14 protein-coding genes are annotated in these 20823 nt (G+C 33.2%); 13 read left to right on the forward strand and 1 reads right to left on the reverse strand.

The window, feature by feature from the left end; translation table 11 throughout:
- The first annotated feature begins 137 nt into the window (after nucleotides 1-137).
- The 7 genes from G7A72_RS04925 (at nucleotide 138) to G7A72_RS04955 (ending at nucleotide 15593) form a co-directional block, all read left to right on the forward strand.
- Nucleotides 138-3851 (forward strand): SusC/RagA family TonB-linked outer membrane protein, encoded by a 3714-nt coding sequence (locus tag G7A72_RS04925; protein WP_165151661.1) that lies wholly within the window; start codon nucleotides 138-140, stop codon nucleotides 3849-3851.
- Nucleotides 3852-3861: 10 nt separating this feature from the next.
- On the forward strand, nucleotides 3862-5343 hold the full coding sequence (locus G7A72_RS04930) for a RagB/SusD family nutrient uptake outer membrane protein (protein ID WP_113667066.1): 1482 nt from the start codon (nucleotides 3862-3864) through the stop codon (nucleotides 5341-5343).
- Between the two features lie 25 nt (nucleotides 5344-5368).
- On the forward strand, nucleotides 5369-6229 hold the full coding sequence (locus G7A72_RS04935; RefSeq protein ID WP_165151662.1) for a putative zinc-binding metallopeptidase: 861 nt from the start codon (nucleotides 5369-5371) through the stop codon (nucleotides 6227-6229).
- 67 nt (nucleotides 6230-6296) lie between these two features.
- Entirely contained in the window at nucleotides 6297-7655 is a 1359-nt protein-coding gene (locus tag G7A72_RS04940) for a DUF4302 domain-containing protein (protein WP_113667064.1), read from the forward strand.
- Between the two features lie 1386 nt (nucleotides 7656-9041).
- Nucleotides 9042-12086 carry a TonB-dependent receptor domain-containing protein gene (locus tag G7A72_RS04945; RefSeq protein WP_165151663.1) on the forward strand — a complete coding sequence of 1015 codons (3045 nt, stop codon included), beginning with the start codon at nucleotides 9042-9044 and terminating at the stop codon, nucleotides 12084-12086.
- A 127-nt stretch (nucleotides 12087-12213) separates the two neighbouring features.
- On the forward strand, nucleotides 12214-14205 hold the full coding sequence (gene uvrB, locus G7A72_RS04950; RefSeq protein ID WP_113667061.1) for an excinuclease ABC subunit UvrB: 1992 nt from the start codon (nucleotides 12214-12216) through the stop codon (nucleotides 14203-14205).
- Nucleotides 14206-14366: 161 nt separating this feature from the next.
- The gene (locus G7A72_RS04955) at nucleotides 14367-15593 is read left to right on the forward strand and encodes a hypothetical protein (protein WP_165151664.1); all 1227 of its coding nucleotides are present in this window, start codon (nucleotides 14367-14369) and stop codon (nucleotides 15591-15593) included.
- Between the two features lie 52 nt (nucleotides 15594-15645).
- Here G7A72_RS04955 and G7A72_RS04960 read toward each other — a convergent pair whose 3' ends face one another.
- On the reverse strand, nucleotides 15646-16047 hold the full coding sequence (locus tag G7A72_RS04960; RefSeq protein ID WP_165151665.1) for an excinuclease ABC subunit B: 402 nt from the start codon (nucleotides 16045-16047) through the stop codon (nucleotides 15646-15648).
- Between the two features lie 56 nt (nucleotides 16048-16103).
- Here G7A72_RS04960 and G7A72_RS04965 point away from each other — a divergent pair, with 56 nt between their 5' ends.
- The 6 genes from G7A72_RS04965 (at nucleotide 16104) to G7A72_RS04990 (ending at nucleotide 20805) form a co-directional block, all read left to right on the forward strand.
- A complete protein-coding gene (locus G7A72_RS04965; RefSeq protein ID WP_165151666.1) occupies nucleotides 16104-16922 on the forward strand; it encodes an alpha/beta hydrolase in 819 nt (272 codons plus the stop codon).
- 48 nt (nucleotides 16923-16970) lie between these two features.
- The gene (locus G7A72_RS04970; protein WP_165151667.1) at nucleotides 16971-17981 is read left to right on the forward strand and encodes a dipeptide epimerase; all 1011 of its coding nucleotides are present in this window, start codon (nucleotides 16971-16973) and stop codon (nucleotides 17979-17981) included.
- Between the two features lie 6 nt (nucleotides 17982-17987).
- The gene (locus G7A72_RS04975; protein ID WP_165151668.1) at nucleotides 17988-19019 is read left to right on the forward strand and encodes an aminotransferase class I/II-fold pyridoxal phosphate-dependent enzyme; all 1032 of its coding nucleotides are present in this window, start codon (nucleotides 17988-17990) and stop codon (nucleotides 19017-19019) included.
- A gap of 58 nt (nucleotides 19020-19077) precedes the next feature.
- The gene (locus tag G7A72_RS04980; protein ID WP_091166569.1) at nucleotides 19078-19545 is read left to right on the forward strand and encodes a DUF1456 family protein; all 468 of its coding nucleotides are present in this window, start codon (nucleotides 19078-19080) and stop codon (nucleotides 19543-19545) included.
- Between the two features lie 2 nt (nucleotides 19546-19547).
- The gene (locus G7A72_RS04985) at nucleotides 19548-20204 is read left to right on the forward strand and encodes an NAD(P)H-binding protein (RefSeq protein WP_165151669.1); all 657 of its coding nucleotides are present in this window, start codon (nucleotides 19548-19550) and stop codon (nucleotides 20202-20204) included.
- Nucleotides 20205-20391: 187 nt separating this feature from the next.
- The gene (locus tag G7A72_RS04990; protein ID WP_165151670.1) at nucleotides 20392-20805 is read left to right on the forward strand and encodes a hypothetical protein; all 414 of its coding nucleotides are present in this window, start codon (nucleotides 20392-20394) and stop codon (nucleotides 20803-20805) included.
- Nucleotides 20806-20823 lie beyond the last annotated feature (18 nt).

A 20823-nucleotide genomic window follows, 5' to 3' on the forward strand; every position in this document is an offset into this window, starting at 1 on the left:
AATACAATTAAAAAAAGCGCCGAAAATGCTGTAACAATTTCGACGCCATGAATAAAGCAAAGTACACTCTGAAAAGTGCATTTTGTACTGTTTCTTAAAATACCCATAAATAATATTTATCAAAACAACCCAAAATTATGAAAAAACCTGTTGTCAAACAACGATTACTCTTTCGAATTATGAAAATAACTTTATTTCAATTAGTCTTAGCACTTGTATTTTCAAGTGTAACGTTAGCCAATAGCGTGAAAGGACAAAGGAAATTAGATACAAAAGTGACCATTGAAGTTACTAACATCAGTTTAGACGATGCTTTGTCGATGCTTCAAAAGTCATCGAATATTAAGTTTTCATATAATTCTCGAATTACTCAACAAAATAAAAAAGTAAGTATCGACGCCATTGATGAAAAATTATCAAGTATACTGAATCGAATTTTAAAACCATTTAACATTACCTTTTCCGAAGTAAGCAATCAAATTGTATTACAAAAAAAGAATAATCAAATTGAAGGATTTACCGCAACAGAGGATCAAACTACCCTTTTTGAAAGTTTATTAGCAGCCACAATTGTTAGAGGTAAAGTAATTGATGAAAAAGGCAATCCTTTACCTGGGGCTACTGTTATGGTAAAAGGAAGCAAAATAGCTGTTCTAACCGATTTTGATGGTAATTTCGTTATCGATATGCCACAAAACGCAACTAAATTAATTGTTTCTTACGTTGGCATGGAGACCTTAGAAGTAACTACTGGAAATACACCACTTACTATTGTTTTAAATGAAGTTGGACAAAAATTGAATGAAGTTGTTATTACAACAGGATATGAAAAAACTTCAAAACGTACTTTTACCGGTGCGATAAGTAAAATATCTGAAAAAGATTTAAAAGTAGAAGGAGTCATTGATATCAGTAGAATGATTGAAGGAAAAGCAGCTGGTGTGACGGTACAAAATGTTACTGGATCTTTTGGTGCAGCTCCTAAAATTACTGTACGTGGTTCCTCTTCAATTTTTGGTGATACAAAACCTTTATGGGTAATTGATGGTATTGTTCAAGAAGACATCGTCAACCTCTCTTTTGCTGATTTAGCTTCTGGAAATTCAGAGACATTGTTAAGTTCATCAATAGCAGGATTGAATGCAAATGATGTTTTGAGTATTGAAATTTTGAAAGATGCTTCTGCTACATCAATCTATGGTTCGCGATCTTTGAATGGTGTAGTTGTAGTTACGACTAAACAAGGTAGAAGAGAATCTCCATTAAGTGTTACTTATTCACTGGAACAAACTGTAAGAAACGTCCCAACATATAATCAGTACGACATTTTGAATTCTCAGGAGACCATGAGTGTTCTTAAAGAAATTGAAGCTAAAGGTTTTCTTGATTTACCTTCAACTGCCCAAGGTCGTTATGGAGGAGTATACAATATTCTTGCAAATGCAATAAACACCTATGATCAAACTTCAGGAACATTTGGTGTAAAAAACGATACTCCGAGTAGAAATACTTTTTTAAGAAAATATGAACTTGCAAACACCGATTGGTTTAAAGCCTTATTTAGACCTTCTATTACTCAAAATCATTCTCTAAGTTTTTCAGGTGGTGGTAAAAACAATACATTTTATGCTTCTTTAGGTTATTATTCAGATCCGGGATGGACTTTGGCAGATAATGTAAGCCAGCTTACTTCTAACATAAAGAATACTTTCTTTATCAATGACAAACTTAATTTAACACTTTCAACCCAAGCATCAATAAGAGATCAGGGAGCTCCTGGAAGTTATGACAGTCTTAAAGATGGAGTAAGTGGTAGTACAACCAGAGATTTTGATATCAATCCATTTAATTATGTATTAAATACAAATAGAGCTTTAAGACCTTATGATGATAATGGAAACCTAGAATATTACCGAAATAACTGGGCTCCTATAAACATTCTTAATGAGCTTGAAAATAACTATATGGAAATCAAAGTTAAGGACATCCGTTTTCAAGCTGACTTAGCGTATAAAATCAATCCTAATTTAACGTACAACCTTACGGCTAATGCACGTTATGCAAATACTACAAGAGAACACAACATATTAGAGAACTCAAATATTGTAGGTGCTTATAATGCACAAGAAACTACAATTGTTAGAGATCAAAATATCTTTTTATACCAAGATCCAGATAACCTAACCGCTCCAAAAGTGGCTGTACTTCCAAATGGTGGTATTTTAAGAAAATTTTCTAATGAATTGACTTCTTATAATATTAGAAATAGTTTTAGCTATAAAAACACATTCCAAGACAAGCACGAATTAGAAGGATTATTTGGTCAGGAATTAAGATCTGTTGACAGGAGTAGTGATAACTTTACTGCATTTGGTTTACAATATGACAAAGGTTTAACTGCTTTTACAGACCCTCGCCTTTTAGAAAAATTAATTAATGGTGGAGAATCCTATTTTGGATTTAATGAAGAAAGAGAAAGAACTGTTGGTTTCTTTGGAAAAGTTGGTTATACATATGATCGTCGTTATACTGGATCAGTTACCGGTCGTTATGATGGATCTAATAGACAAGGAAGAAGCGGTTCATCTAGATGGTTACCTACCTATACAGTAAGTGGTAAATGGAATATTATGGAGGAAGACTTCATGAAAAATGCAAATACTATCACTAATCTAAGTTTAAGAGGTTCATACGGTTTGACTGCTACAGCTGGACCAGCAACTAACTCATTAGCTATTTATAAAAGTTTTATCACTAATCGTTTAAATTTAGGGGATAGAGAATCCGGTTTAAATATCGATGAATTACAAAATGGTGATTTAACATGGGAAAAACAATTTGAAACTAACATTGGTTTAGATTTAGGCTTATTTGACAATCGCGTTCAATTTACCACAGATGTTTATAGCCGTAAAGCTTTTGATTTAGTTGATTTTGTTACAACTTCAGGTATTGGAGGACAAAAAATCAAGCAAGGAAACAACGCTGACATGGAAACAAAAGGTATTGAATTGTCATTAACAACTAAAAACCTCAACAATACAAAATTAAAATGGTCAACAACTTTCAATTTCTCTGTATACAATCAAGAAATTGTAAAATTACAAAATAATCCAAGTGTATTAGGACTTGTTGATGGAACAGGCGGGAACACAGTAGGCCATCCTAGAAATGCATTGTACTCTTACCAATTTAAAGGATTAAACAATCAAGGATTACCTACGTTTGTTATGGCTGACGGTGAGGAAGATAACATTGCTGGAGCTAACTTTCAAGATTCAGAAAATGTTACAAAATACTTGAAATATGAAGGTTCAATCGAACCAAACAAGTCAGCTGGTTTATCAAATACATTTACTTATGAAAACTGGTCTTTAAATGTATTCATAGTTGCTGCTGGCGGTAACAAAGTGCGTTTAAACCCTATCTATTCTGATCAATATGATGATTTAACAGTATTCACAAAAGAATTTACAAACCGTTGGATAAATCCAGGAGACGAAGCATTTACAAATATTCCCGTTATTGCAGATAAAAGATTAATTGCAAATTATGCTGCTGAATCAAGAGATTTGACAAGAGCTTATAATGCTTATAATTTCTCTGATGAAAGAGTTGCTGATGGATCATTTGTACGATTGAAAAACGTATCAATCTCTTATGAATTTCCAAAAGATCTAAAGAAAAAACTAGGACTTAATACTTTTAATTTAAAAGCAATTAGCACCAATCCACTTTTAATCTATTCTGACAAAAAATTAAATGGGCAGGATCCAGAATTCTTCAGATCAGGAGGAGTTTCACTTCCTATAACAAGTCAATATACATTCGCTATCAACGTATCATTTTAATAAAATAAATATGAGAACTTTTAAAATAACCACTTTATTACTAATTGTACTTACAGTTAGCAGCAGTTGTGACGATTTCCTTTCGGAGATTCCTGACAACAGAACCCAACTTGATACTCCAGAAAAAATTTCTGAACTACTGGTAAATGCCTATCCAAATGCAAACTATATGGAGTTTGCAGAAACAATGACTGACAATGTTTTTGATAGTGGGGATCTTACACTGACTACAAATAAAAATAGTCAAAACTATAACTGGGAAATGCAAGAAGATATCCAACAGGATTCTCCTTCTGATTACTGGGACGCATGTTATTCGGCAATTGCGCATGCTAACCAAGCTTTAGACGCAATCAATAAACTAGGAAATCCAGCCAACTTAAATCCTCAAAAAGGAGAAGCTTTATTGGCTAGAGCATATTCACACTTTATGTTAGTTAGTTTTTGGTCGCAAAGATATAATCCTTCAACTGCTACGACTGATTTAGGTATTCCATATGTACTAGAGCCAGAAGAGGTTCTTGTTAAGAAATACACTCGTAATACTGTTGCAGAAGTTTTTAATTTTATTGAAAAAGATCTTGAAGAAGGACTAAAATATGTTAACAGCGACTACAAGTTACCTAAATTTCATTTTAATAAAGCAGCTGCAAAAGCTTTTGCTAGCCGATTTTATTTGATAAAAGGAGATTGGAATAAAGTTATTGAAGTATCTGATGAGTTAGGAAACAAGCCAGAAGGGCAATTAAGAGATTATCAATCCTATCTAGATGTAGATTTTAATACTGGTCAAAGAAAATACTCGCAAGAAAGTGAATCTACAAACCTATTAATAGCTTCAGTATCATCTGTATACTCTAGAAGTTTTTATTCTAATAGATTCCAATTAACTGGTGCAGATAGAGATATATTGTTTGGAAATGGCGCTAATTTATTCAATAAAGAATGGTTATACAGACCATTATCGTACAATGGTCAAATAACAATTTTTGTTCCTAAATTTACTGAATATTTTAGAATTACTAATGCTAATGCGGGAATAGGACAGCCTTATGATGCAATAGTATTGCTAAGTAATGATGAATACTATTTAAATAGAATCGAAGCCCACGTGATGACAAATCAAATAGCTACCGCTAATGAGGAATTAGAATATTTTATCTCAAAACGTATCAAAGCCTATAATGCATCTACTGATAAAGTTACAGAATTAAAAATAGTCACTAAATATCCAGCTGTAGATGATGAATACACTCCTTTCTACAATTTGACTTCTGTACAAAAATCTTATATTAAAGCTATAGCTGAACTACGAAGAAGAGAATTTATACATGAAGGTTTGAGATGGATTGATATTAAACGTTTTGCTTTGAAAATCACACACAAATCGTATAACCAACCAGATAATGTTTTGTTGAAAGATGACAAACGTAAGGCAATACAAATTCCATTACATGTTTCTAACACAGGTTTAGAAAAAAACCCTCGTTAATTAATTAATCTATAAGGTCAACAATATGAAATTAAAAACTCAATACAAGAAAATAATCCTTTTCTCTGCGATAGTATTATTAGGCGCATGTTCGGGCGAAGAAGCCTTAAAAGAAAGCCAGTTAGACGTTTCAATACCTGCTATGTCTACATTAGACAAATGGATTGAAACTAACTATGTAAACACGTACAATATTAAAGTACAATACAAATGGGACCAAAATGTGGTAGACAACAATCGTTTTTTATATCCGCCCATACAAGCTCAAGTACAACCTGCACTTGAAATTGTACAAAAAATTTGGTTGCAAAGTTATTCAACTATCGCAGGTGCTGATTTTGTTAAAAAAATAGCACCAAGAGAATTTGTACTGGTTGGTGGTCGAAATTTAAATACTACTGGGACAATTACACTTGGTTTAGCAGAAGGTGGTCAAAGAATTACTTTATTTGAAACGGATTTAGTAGATAAAAAAAATCGCGATAATGTAAAACGTTTTGTTCATACTATTCAACATGAATACATTCATATCCTGAATCAATATAAACCTTTTGATGAAAAAACATTATCAAAAATAACTCCTACTGGATACACATCAAACTGGTATGCTACTTCAACAACAGTAGCAAGAGAGGAAGGTTTTATTACTGATTATGCCAGATCAAACATAAATGAAGATTTTGCAGAAATGGCCTCTACTATGTTAGTAAATTCAAAAGCTGAATACGATGCTATCTTAGCAGGAATAACAAGTGTAAAAGCAAAAGCTGACATAAAGGCAAAGGAAGCTGTCATAGTGAAATATTTTAAAGATGCTTATAACATTGATTTTTATAAACTTAGAGATCAAGCTGAAAAAAATACTTTAGCAGTGATTAATGGCTAATTAACTAAAGGAATAATTATTTTAAAAAAAATATTCTATAATTCATATTTAAAATAAATTAAATATCATGAAATTAAAAAACATACTCAAATACCTATTCATTGCAGTATTAGCAATGCAATTGGCTTCATGTGACAACAAGGAAGATGTAGATCCCATTTTTGATCAAACGCCTACAGAAAGATTAAATGCGCAAAAAAAAGAACTGAATGATTTATTAGAATCATCTGAATTTGGATGGAAAGCAGTTTATTTTACAGACACTACCCAATTAGGTGGCTTTACCCACTTATTCAAGTTTAAAAGTGGCTCAGTGGATATGGCCTCAGACTTTGATAATGATACAGCAATATATAAAAGTGAATACGGTATTGAACTAGGGAGTACTGTAAGTCTTGTTTTTACAACAAAAAACAAAATACATCTTTTATCGGATTCAAATAATTTTCCAGTTGCCTCTTTACGTGGAAAAGGATATAAAGGCGACTTCCAATTTTTGTATTACGGACAAGACAATGGACAAATCATTTTTAAAACCAATAGAAGTTTCGAGGAACTGCGTTTTGTAAAAGCAACCGCTCAAGACTGGACAAACTTGGCTCTAAATAGAGCAATGATCCCTAATGTAGTTGGAGCATCAACAAGACCCTTATTTCGATTATTAGAAACTAATGATGGCGCTAAAATCAGTCAATTTGATTTTAATTTTACTCAACCTAGTAGATTTGCAATTGCTAATTCAATAGAAACTGGTTCAAGTGTAAGCTACAACATGGGAATCGCTTACACGCCTACCGGAATTATAGTAAGCCCCGCTGTAAAAGTTGGAACACAAAAACTTTCTGAGTTCACGTACGATGCAACAACTGGTAATTTTAATGCTACTGGAACGGCAGGCGTAACTGCCTCCATCAAGTATAGCAATAAACCATTGGTATTAACTGATGATTATAAAATTCTTATAGAAGGTAAAGGAAATCCTGCAACTGCGTTTGCTTACATTGCGGCAAATTTAGCAACTGCTCCATCTAATTCATTATTATGTAATACGCTCTTAAACCAAGTAAATGCACAATTATCTTCTACTCAAAAACTTAGTAGAGTTCAATTTACTTTCAATAACCCAGCTTTTGGTAGTTATATTGAATATAGATTTAACGGAGGTAAAACAACTATATATCATAATGTGACAGTAACGGAAGATCCAGTAAATAAAACGATGATATTAAATCATGTATCTTGGGAAAATAATTTAGGCGCAATTATCGCTGAACCTACACTTTTGAAAAATATAGATAAAGAACTTCTAGATACTAAAGGATTGTATGTAAAAAGAGAATTATTTAAAATCGCTTTTTCTAATACTATTTATACTTTCACAAGCGCATCTAGTAATTTTAGATTAACTACTTACGCGTTTCAATAAATTATAATAATTTTTTCAATAAAGCAGGCTCTATAAAAATTAGCCTGCTTTTTTTATGTTTGGTAACTACGTACTTGGATTAAACTTTACTTTTAAATCAATCTAAAAAAAATAATAGTATGAATTGGAATATGATAACCATTTGCTTCTGCGCGTTAGCATTACTTTTTAGTGCGTATTTATGGATCAATTATATAAAAAAAACAACTAAAAAAAAGCAAAAAAGTGACGGATGGAATAGTTTTCATTTACTTTCTACATTTTTGATATTGCTTGTATTACTAAACCGAATAGCACAACTGTAATGTAATAGTTGTTGAAAAACGGATTCTAATGGTAAATTTGTTGAAAGAATAAATTAATCTTAATACTTATAAAAATATGATAAAAAAGCACATTACACCAGGAAATATTGCTATCTTTTTAGGTCTCTTGACACATCTAGCCATATCAGAAGTATATGGAAATGAATATGCGAGATATTTTATGTATTTCTTAATAACAATAATTATTCCCATAGTGATTTTTAATCTTATAAAGGAAAGAAGGGAAGATAAACTCAATAATACAACTCTATTTCAAGCATCAATTTATAAGATGCTGATTATAGTAGTAGTGTTAGTAATCTTCTTTTTTTTAACGAAACAAAATTATAGATAAGAATTTTTAGTTTTAATTTGAATTTTGGAAAGATAAAGCAGCTCAATTTGAGTTGCTTTTGTAACAAGTTTATTTTTTTAAAGCAGATTAAACCCTTCAAGTTTATTCTTTTTCAATTATATGCTCAAAATCTTTAAAATAAATTAGTGGTAATAACCAAACTCATATATGATCATTCCAAAAACACTTTAAAAACAGGTAAAAAACGATAACTCTAAATTAAATGAACACTTGAAACCGACTCAACTATTTTTGGAGCTAAAAAGTAAGATATTTCGGCAAAATTTAGATATGTACCATTTGTCATTAAAGTATTCATTTATCAGCAATAAGCTGATAAATGAATACTTTAATGATTTAATTTTCCTTATCTTCTCTAACTTAAGAAAGATTAAAACATCAAAAAACGAGATAGATATATTGATTTTTTTTTTGATGAATTAACATCTAAAAAGTCTTTTAACTTCAATAAAAGAAACAAAAAGATTGGGAAACTATGATTTATACTCTGCCTGAGAAACTATTTGTTCTAAAAAAAACCAATAGAAGCCTTTACAATAGAGCAATATTTTTAAATTTTTGTAGAAAATAATTTAAAATATTACGATTGATTAAAATTATAGATAAAATTTAGCTTATTTGTTATTTATCGAACATTACAACAACTAAAAAAAAATTAACGTTAATTAAGTAGTATTTTTACGGTTCTAACTTTAAACAACCAAAATGAAAAAACTATTATTTATTCTTACGTTAATTTTTTCAGCAGGTATAACAGCTCAGACAATTAAAGTCTCAGGTGTAGTGACTGATGAATCGAAAGCAACTTTACCCGGCGTAACGATTCTCGTAAAAGGAACTACGAAAGGTACCACTACTGATATCGATGGAACTTATAGCATAAGTGCTGAAATTGGTGACGTTTTACAATTCTCTTATGTTGGTTTAGAGACTAAATCGGTTGCTGTAACAGGAACAACATTAAATGTTACTTTAACGGGAAGTGGTGAAACACTTCAAGATGTTGTCGTAATTGGTTCCCGCAATCCAACCAGAACCGTAACAGAATCTGCAGTGCCTATTGATGTGATTTCTATGAAAGAAATTGCTTCTCAGGGAGCACAAGTTAACTTAAATCAGATTTTAAACATGGTTGCCCCATCGTTTACCTCAAATACGCAAACAGTTGCTGATGGAACAGATCACATTGACCCGGCGCAGTTAAGAGGTTTAGGACCGGATCAAGTATTGGTTTTAATAAATGGAAAAAGAAGACATACTTCTTCATTGGTAAATATTAATGGATCTCCGGGTAGAGGATCAGTAGGAACGGATTTAAATGCTATTCCAGCTTTTGCAATCGAAAAAATCGAAGTCTTGAGAGACGGAGCTTCCGCGCAATATGGTTCAGATGCTATTGCTGGTGTAATCAATATTAATGTTAAGAAGAACACGAACAAATTAGACGTTAACATTTTTGGTGGAGGAAATCTTTCAAAAGGCGCTAACGACCATGATGGCGGTTTTGATGGTGGAAATTACCAATTGGATTTAAATTACGGAACAAGCCTTGGTAAAGAAAAAAGTTTTATTAACGCAACCGCTAGCTTGCAACTTAGAGATGCAACTAGCAGAGCAAAAGAAGTTACAGGAACTTTATTTAACGCCTACAATGCAGTAGAGCAAAGAGCAGCTGAGGCAGGGACTAATATCAATGGACTTTTTGGAAATATTTCAAATACACCAAATACAGCTCAAATCCTTACTACAATAAAACAGTATGCTCCAGGTGTATCTTATTTTACAGGTGCACAGCAAACTGCAATACTTGGCGCCACTACTATTTCTCAAATGCAAACAGCATTAAATTTTGATGCTACAGCAGGCGAATTAGCGTTTAGAAGTCTTGAAAGAAAAAATTTCAATATGAGAGTGGGACAATCTTCTTTAAAAAGTGCCCAATTCTTCTTGAATGCTGCTTACCCAATTAATGATAAATTAGAAGCTTATGCCTTCGGGGGAACAAGTTTTAGGGATGGAGAAGCTGCAGGTTTCTACAGAAGACCAAATCAAGCCAGATCATATACAGGATTATATCAAAACGGATTTTTACCGGAAATACATTCTACAATTAACGATGTCTCTGTGGCAGCTGGTTTAAGAGGTCTTATCTTCGAAAACTGGAATTTTGATTTAAGTAATACTTTCGGAAGAAATGCTTTTGATTATGGTGTTGAAAATACAGTAAATGCTTCTTTAAGAGAAAATTCTCCTACTGAATTTGACGCTGGTGGTTTGGCTTTCGCCCAAAACACAACAAACTTTGACATGAACAGAAAATTTGATGTTTTAGAAGGTTTGAACGTTGCTTTTGGAGCAGAATACCGTCATGAGAACTTCTCCATCAATGCGGGTCAACCAGAATCCTATAATTTATATGATATTAATGGAGGTGTAGTTACTGGAACTACTCCAGCAAACATAAAAGTTACTGATTTTTATGGTGCAGCAAGACCAAATGGCTCGCAAGTTTTTCCAGGTTTCAGACCTGCAAATGCAATTGACAAAGATCGTAACAGTGTAGCAATTTATACGGATTTAGAATTAGACGTTACGGATAAATGGTTAGTTAACGGAGCGGTTCGTTTTGAAAACTATTCTGATTTTGGAAACACAACTAATTTTAAAATAGCTTCCCGTTATAAAATAACGGATAATATCAACTTACGTGGCGCAGTTTCAACTGGATTCAGAGCGCCATCATTACACCAAATCTATTTTAATTCAACCGCTACACAATTTGTAGGTGGTGTACCTTTTGAAGTTGGAACTTTCAGTAATGATTCGCAAGCAGCACAATTATTAGGAATTCCTAAATTGAAACAAGAGGAATCTCAAAGTGCCAGTATTGGATTTACTGCTAAAATTCCAACGGCTAATTTAACTTTAACAGCAGATGCTTATATTGTTAAAATTGATGACAGAGTGGTGCTTACAGATCAGTTTTCAAGACCAGGCGGAACTCCTGCAGCAGGAACTCCAAATGCAATTTTGAATGGATTATTTGATACAGCTGGCGCAACTGCAGCTACTTTCTTTGCAAACGCAATTAACACAGAATCAAAAGGAATTGATGTTGTAATAAGTCATAAAACAAGTTTTGGAAACAACGTTTCTTTGAAAACAGATTTATCAGGAACTTTTTCTAATACTTACCGAGTAGGAGAAATTAACGCTTCACCAGTGTTAGAAGCTGCAGGTCAGATAAACAGATATTATTCTGAAGCTAGTAGAGTATATTTACAAGAAGCAATTCCAAGAATAAAAGCTAATTTAACCAATTCTGTAACATATAAAAAATTCGATTTCTTCTTGAGAAATGTTTATTTTGGTAAAGTTACAGATCCAAATACAGCTGATGTCAATGGAGACGGAAGAGTTGAAGGTATTATTGTAAATGGACAAGCAGTTGAAGTTGAGCACCCAATCTGGGGAGCAAAAATTATAACTGATTTATCTGTTGGTTTCAAAATTACCGAAGCTGCCAAAATTGTTATTGGTGCCAATAATATTTTTGATATTTATCCTGATGCAAATCTTGGAACACAAACTGCAATCAGACCTAGATTAGTTTCAGGGGCTATTGATTACACCGCTGCTCCAGCGACAATCGATTTGTCAAATGCAAATCAATTTGTATATTCCAGAAACGTATCCCAATTTGGTCAAAACGGTCGTTTCGTTTTTGCTCGATTAAGCTTCAGTTTCTAAGAATTATTATTTGTAAAATGAAACCATCCTGTCACATCAGGGTGGTTTTTTTTTGGCTTAAACTTTAGAAAAAAAAGAATCCAAACGTTGTACCTTTGCAACTCTAAATCTTTGCCCCTTAATACAAATGAATTTTCAAGTAGTATCCGATTACCAACCGAAAGGCGACCAACCACAAGCAATTGAAAAATTGACTCAAGGGATTATTGATGGTGATAAATTCCAAACACTTTTAGGAGTTACCGGATCTGGAAAAACATTTACGGTGGCCAATGTGATTCAGGAAGTACAAAGACCAACCTTAGTTTTGGCACACAACAAAACGTTGGCAGCACAATTATACTCGGAATTCAAACAGTTTTTCCCCAATAATGCCGTGGAATATTTTGTTTCGTACTACGATTATTACCAGCCCGAAGCGTTTATGCCCGTAACTGGCGTTTTCATTGAAAAGGATTTATCCATCAATGAAGAACTGGAAAAAATGCGAATGTCAACCACTGCTTCGTTGCTTTCCGGACGAAGAGATATTTTGGTAGTAGCATCTGTTTCTTGTTTGTACGGTATTGGAAACCCTATCGAATTTCAGAAAAACTTAATTCCAATTGAAAAAGGACAAATCATTTCTCGTACCAAATTATTGCATCAATTGGTGCAAAGTTTATATTCCAGAACGGAAGCCGATTTTAATCCAGGAAGTTTCAGGATAAAAGGTGATACTGTAGATGTCTATCCAAGTTATGCGGATGAAGCCTACAGAGTTCATTTCTTTGGCGATGAAATAGAAGAAATTGAAAGTTTTGACACCAAGAATTCCCAGGTTCTTGAAAAATTTGACAAGCTGACGATTTATCCCGCCAACATGTTCGTGACTTCTCCAGATGTCTTGCAAGGTGCCATTTGGGAAATCCAACAGGATTTAGTAAAACAAGTCGATTATTTCAAGGAAATTGGAAAACATCTCGAAGCAAAACGACTGGAAGAACGAACCAATTTTGATTTGGAGATGATTCGTGAACTTGGTTACTGCTCCGGAATTGAAAATTATTCCCGTTATCTGGATGGTCGTTTGCCTGGAACCAGACCTTTCTGTTTACTCGATTATTTCCCTAAAGATTATTTAATGGTGGTAGACGAAAGTCACGTAACACTTTCGCAAGTTAGTGCGATGTATGGCGGAGACCGAAGCCGTAAAGAAAATTTAGTTGAATATGGTTTCCGACTTCCCGCTGCAATGGACAATCGTCCTTTGAAGTTTGAAGAATTTGAAGCGATGCAAAATCAGGTAATTTATGTTTCGGCAACACCAGCGGATTACGAATTGCAAAAAACGGAAGGCGTTGTTGTGGAACAAGTAATTCGTCCAACAGGATTACTGGATCCTATCATTGAAATCCGACCAAGTTTAAATCAAATCGATGATTTAATTGAAGAAATTCAAGTTCGGGCCGAAATTGATGAGCGTGTTTTAGTGACAACTTTAACCAAAAGAATGGCGGAAGAATTAGCCAAATATTTAACCAAAGTTAATATTCGTTGTCGCTATATCCATTCTGAAGTGGATACTTTGGAACGAATAGAAATCATGCAAGATTTGCGAAAAGGAATTTTTGATGTGTTGATTGGTGTCAATTTACTTCGTGAAGGATTGGATTTACCCGAAGTTTCTTTGGTGGCCATTTTAGATGCCGACAAAGAAGGTTTTTTACGAAGCCATCGTTCGCTTACGCAAACAATTGGTCGTGCAGCAAGAAACCTGAACGGAAAAGCGATTATGTATGCTGATAAAATTACGGCGAGCATGCAAAAAACCATTGATGAAACCAACTATCGCAGAACCAAACAAATCAATTATAACACCGAAAACAACCAGACTCCACAAGCATTAAACAAAAAAATAGAGAGTGCCTTTACTAAAAATCCTTTGGTCGATTATGAGTTAGGCTTAACGTTAGACACTGCTGCAGAACCTGAAAATCTGTATTTACCAAAACCTGAAATTGAAAAACTCATTCGGGAAAAACGCAAATCAATGGAGAAAGCGGCAAAAGAATTGGATTTTATGCAAGCCGCCAAATTACGAGATGATATTAAAAGACTGCAAGGCCAACTGACCTAATTTTTTTTTAAATGAAATCTTCAAGTCAACACAAAATATTTTTTGATTTTAAATGACTTTTGAATTCATTTTTTTGGTGTAAAAACTTTTAAATCCAGTAAAGTTCTTTAAATTTGAGTGTAATTATTTTCTGATTGTTTCTTGAAAATTCACGCATTCAAATGAAATATCGCTTACTCATTTTTGTTTTATTCGGATTAATTTCATTGGCCTCAGCGCAATCTTCAAACGAGGATATCGTGAGTTTTGAAATAGAAAACAATTCCGATATCATAAAACCAAATCTGCTGTCCAATCACCCGCTGGGAATTTACATTTCGCGAATAAACCATAATTTCAAAGTTCGCTCACCTGAAAAATTTTCCTTTTCATTAGACGTTTCAAGTGGAAATGTGATGTTGCCTTATGTAAAATCATACGAATTAACAAACCCAACAGATCGGGAATACGCTGCTAATTTTCCTTGGCATGACCGAGAATTTAAATTTAACCTTAATACTGTTCCTGCACAAACCAAAGAATTCATCGCCGACGGAGTGATCCGATCTTACAAATTCATGTTTTCCTTACCCTTATCTCTGAATCATGAACTTAATTTCGGCGTTCGTGCGTATTCATTAGACAAAGGAAAATATCCCTTTTCAGTGTTTACGTCTGATGAATCTATTGAGTGGTTTCACAGTACTATTGCCGGTGGAGAAGATCCTTTCTCAAGACGCTATTATGGTTTAAACCAAGCGGAAATTTCTTATCAAGACGAAAATAATAATTTCATCACAATGAATAATGGCGACTTCCGTCTTCCGGGAATTGAGATAAATTATTTTTACTATCCGCAAATAGAAATGAACAAAAGCCATAAAATATACTTGAATTTCGGAACTCATTTAGGAATCAATATTTCGAAATATAATCCAGTGGCTGACATCGGAATTTCTTCATCGGTAATAAAAAAGATTGTTGTGAGAGACAAAAATATTTTAAGTATTGGCGTAAGTGCCGGCGCATTGAGACAACGATTTATTCAGTTTGGCGACAGAGTAAACATAAGCAATCAAACTTTTCTGTATAGTTTTGACGGGCTTATTGATTACAAAAGAAAACTTAGAAAGAACCACTCGATTTCGTACGGAATCAATTATGCTTTTCAGACATCCTACAACAAGAAGAAAGATTTTGACCATATCATTTTAACTGGAGAAAGAATTAAAACGCATTGGCAACAAACTTTCTCACACTTGTATAAAAATCTGGAAGGATGGAATTTTATTTGTACCCACTCTGTTAAGCAATTTTCCTATTTTGTGTCTCTAAGAGAAGATCTTAGACTGGATAATGCTCCTGATTTACAGACTGTTTTTGGTGTAAAAATGTCATTCAAAAGGTAACTAAATCAATAGAAATCATAAGTTAACGAATAATTTCCTCAAAAACGAACATTTAATTATGTTGCTCCTGAAAAACATTGAGTAAAATTTCAGCATCAATAATTGCATTAGGCGCTTCATTCATCAGCTTAAGAATTCGTTTTGTAGCTACGGGATTAAGTCCCATTTCAAGTGCTATTTGTTGGATTGCAACACCTTCTTTTTCATGTAAAACTCCGTCACAATACATCAATAGAGCCAATCTATAAAATTGCTGCACCCGTTGAAATTCAGATTTAATAGGCAATAAAGGTAATTCCTGATGAAAAAAATCATTGAAAACATCAAGATCAAAACTCAATTCTTTGGCTACAATTACCAAAAATTCATATTCTCTTTTATGCAAATGCCCGTCAACGGTAGAAAAAGTAATCATCTCTAAAAGTAAACTCCTCTTTTCTTCGAATGTATTCATCAAATTATTATTTTTAGCTAAAATATTGTTTTTAAATCAAAACACAAAAACTAATAATGAATCGACTAAAGTTCCTACTCCTTCTCTTCTTTTTTACCATCGTAAAAATTACGGCTCAAGGCGAAGAGACAAAGAAGAGCACGGATTCCAAACAAGTTTCTACTTTTACTATTGAAGCGCCGCAACTTCAAACCACAAAGAAAATTTGGATTTATTTGCCCGAAAATTATTTAACTTCAAAAAAGAAATTCTCCGTAATTTATATGCATGATGCGCAAAATTTATTTGATGCTAAAACATCCTATTCAGGTGAATGGAATGTGGATGAAAAACTGGACAGTCTAAAAGCACAGGTTATTGTAGTAGGAATCGAACATGGAAATGACAAACGAATCGATGAATTAACGCCTTTTAAAAATGAAAAATATGGTGGTGGTAAAGCGGACAGTTATTTAGAATTTATCGTAAAAACATTAAAACCACACATTGACAAAACCTATCGAACAAAAACCAAAAAGAAAAATACTATAATCATGGGAAGCTCATTGGGAGGTTTGACTTCCTATTATGCGGTTTTAAAATACCCCACAATTTTTGGAAAAGCAGGTGTTTTTTCGCCTTCGTTTTGGTTTACCAAAGACATCTACATGCTGACAGAAAAATCCAAAAAGATAAAATCTAAAATATATTTTATGTGTGGCGATGCTGAAAGTGACGATATGGTTTCGGATTTGAACAAAATGGAATATTTACTGAATTCTAATCGATGTTACTGCCTTAATTTAAATAAAAAAACAATTGTAAAAGACGGAAAGCACAATGAAAAACTATGGCGAGACGGTTTTGTCGATGCAATTTTATGGCTTGGTTTCTAAAAAATCCTATTTCAAATAAATACAACAAATAGTAAAATTACACCTCAAATGGAACTAATATTAAGAGAATACGAGCTCAAATTAAAACATACGTTCACGATTTCGAGAGAATCGATTGACTCTCAACCTTCTTTGATTGTGGAATTAAAAAGTGACGGTTATTCCGGTTTTGGCGAAGCAACTTCCAATCCGTATTACAAGACAACCGTTCCGGTAATGATGCAGGATTTAGAAAAAATTCGGACTATAATCGAAACCACTACAAATGAAACTCCTGAAGATTTCTGGGCAAAAATACACTCGTATTTAAAACACGATATGTTTGCGCTATGCGCTTTGGACATGGCATACAATGATTTTTATGCACGCAAAAAAGGAAAGAAATTATATGAATTGTGGAATTATACCACCGACAAAAATCCATTGACAGATTACACGATTGGAATTGCATCCATCGAAAAAATGGTTGCTAAAATGAAGGAACTGCCTTGGCCGATTTATAAAATAAAATTGGGAACCAAAGAAGATATTGCCATTGTCAAAGAACTTCGGAAACATACTAATGCTATTTTCAGAATTGACGCCAATTGCGGTTGGGGCGTTGAAGAAACCATAAATAATGCCATCGAGTTAAAAAAATTAGGCGTAGAATTCTTGGAACAGCCGATGAAAGCCGACAATTGGGAAGCACACAAGGAAGTTTTCAAACACTCGGTTTTGCCTATTATCGCTGACGAAAGTTGCATTATTGAAGAAGATGTAGCCAAATGCCATAATCATTTTCATGGTGTAAATGTGAAGTTAGTAAAATGTGGCGGACTGACACCTGGAAGACGAATGATTCAGGAAGCTAAAAATTTAGGTTTAAAAACGATGGTGGGTTGCATGACCGAATCTACTGTTGGAATATCAGCCATTGCGCATTTATTACCACAACTGGATTATGTAGATATGGACGGAGCATTGCTTTTGGCAGAAGATATTGCGACCGGTGTGACAATCGATTTTGGAAAAATAAACTATTCTGACTTAAACGGAACCGGTGTAACTTTAATTTGATTTTAAATGAAAGTCAACCAATTTCCCGATCGAACAATTGAAATCGACAATGAAAAATATCTTTATTTTGGAGGAACAGCTTATTTAGGTTTACCAACACATCCCGAATTTCAAAAACTGCTTATCAAAAATATTTTGCGCTGGGGAACAGCTTATGGAAGTTCCAGAAGTGCCAATATCCAACTAAGCGCAAATGAAGATGGAGAACGATTTTTAGCCGATTTCATAAAAGCAAATGCAGCACTTACGGTTTCTTCTGGCATGCTAGCGGGGAAATTAGTTATTGAAACATTAACTCCTGAAACCGATTTATTTTTTCACTTTCCGGATACGCACGCCGCCATCAAAGTGCCAAACAGCTTACCGGTTTTTATCGGAGAAAAATTAAATCCTCGTTTGTTGGATAATAGAACTGAAAAAATTACGATTCTTACGGATTCGGTTCCATCATTTCATGTACAACCGGTCGATTTTACGATTCTAAATTCTATTCCGTCCAATAAAGAAATCACTTTGGTTATCGACGAATCACATTCACTTGGAATTTTGGGTAGAAATGGTTGCGGAATTTATTCGACAATTAATCTTCCCAACATCAAAAGGAAAATCATGGTATCTTCATTAGGAAAAGCATTTGGATTGACAGGTGGCGTAATTGTCAGCGATTCCGAATTTATTAATCAGATTGCAACTCACGATACTTTTGTTTCCAGTGCCGGTATGAATGCAGCCTTTGTGCAAACCATGGCTGATGCGGCATCAATCTATTTGCAACAGCATCAAAAATTAAAAGACAATTTAAAGTATATAGATACTCATTTAATTAAAAATAGAGCAATTCATTTTGACAGCAATTATCCACTAATTTATCCGAAAATCGTAGGTATAAATGATATTTTCACTGCGAATAAAATTATAGTAACCAATTTTAAATACCCAACAGACACTAAAGATTTAAATAGAATTGTAATTACTGCCAATCATAAAAAAGAAGATTTGGATACCATAATTCACCTTCTGAACCAAAACCAATTCTGAATCTAAAATTGTGGTCCAATTGCTTTTAAACCGTACCTTTGTAAAAAATTAGAATATGATGACAAATAACGATATCTTTAAAAAACTTCGTGTAGCATTAATGTTACGTGACGATCAAATAGTTGAAATATTAGAATTAGTAGATTTTAGAATCACTAAATCAGAGTTAGGTGCTTTTTTCCGTGATGAAAAACATGAAAATTATATGGAATGTGGTGACCAAGTGTTGCGCAACTTCCTAAATGCACTGGTAATTCACTTGCGTGGAACGAAAGAAAATCCAAAAAACCCGAATGATGTTTTAGCCAAACACAAAGCTCAAATTCCTGTAAAAGAAGGAGCTTCGGAAAGAGCAGAATTCAAAGCAAAACCAAGAGACGAAGAAAGATCAAGAGGCGATGAAAGTCCATCAAAATCGAAACCTGCTGCTAAGAAACCGTTCAAAAAACAATTCTCAAAAGGAACTCCAAAAGTTCAAGTTGTGGAGAAAGTGAAATTTAATTTCGGCAAAAATAAAAAATCATAACTGTGAAAACGGCATTGATTATTGGCAGCACCGGTTTAATAGGCTCAGAATTATTAAATTTACTTTTGGAAAGTTCACATTACGATAAAGTAATCACTTTCGTAAAAAGAGATACAGGAATAAAGCATCCAAAATTGACGCAACACGTTATTGATTTTGACAAGCCGGAAACCTATAAAGATTTAGTTGTTGGCGATGATTTCTTTTGCACGATTGGTACAACAATCAAAAAAGCGGGAAGTAAAAAAGATTTTAGAAAAGTAGATTTTGAATATCCTCGACAGTTTGCGGCTTTTGCTTTGCAGAATAAAGTTCAAAAATACTTGATTATTTCTTCTCTTAGCGCTGATGCAAATTCTGGAAATTTCTATTTGAAAACAAAAGGAGAAATTCAAGATTTTCTTAAAGATTGTAATTTCGAAAGCGTTGCTGTATTGCAACCTTCCCTTCTTTTGGGAAACCGAACTGAATTTAGATTCGGAGAAAAAGTGGGTGCGTTTTTCATGAAAACTCTTTCTTTCTTATTCCTTGGAAACTTGAAAAAGTACAAACCCATTGAAGGTAAAACAGTAGCCAAAGTACTTTTAAAAATTGCACAAACAAACAATAAAGGTTTTAAAATATACGAATCAGATGCGATTCAAGAAATTGGAAACTAATACAATATCAAAATCCTGAATGAGAGTTCAGGATTTTTTTGTATATTTAATTCATCGAAATGAATTTACACCTTCAATTATGAAATGCCTCCTTACCTTCTCCCTATTATTTTTTTCAACATTATTTTTTGGACAAAACATTAAAACTGAAAAACCAGCAGTGTTTATTGATTCCAAATTTGTTGCTATGAATTTATTAGAATATTTAGACCCAAATGAAATTGAATCTATAAATGTAGTCAAAAAGGACTCTACAATAAATGGTGTTTTGTATCGTGGTCAAATTAACATTACTTCCAAAAACCCTAAGAAATATGATTTTATAAGTTTGGAACAAATTAAATCTGAATTTACCAAAATCAAAAGTAACGATGTTATTTATATGGTAAATGGAGCCTTTATAAAAGAAAATATTGAAACTTTCAAATTAGACCGAAACTACATTTTAGAAGTTGAGGTCACTAATTCAGAAGCATTTTACAATTTAAGAAAAAGTGACACAAAATTTGACATTATCAACATCTTGGGGAAAACCAAAGAAAATTTAGAAAATAAAAATAAGATTTTATTAAGAAGTCATGAAGCAATAGGAGTTAAATAGATTTCCTTTTTTAATGGT

The sequence above is a fragment of the Flavobacterium sp. Sr18 genome (genome assembly GCF_011064265.1).
Classification (GTDB): Bacteria; Bacteroidota; Bacteroidia; order Flavobacteriales; family Flavobacteriaceae; genus Flavobacterium; species Flavobacterium petrolei.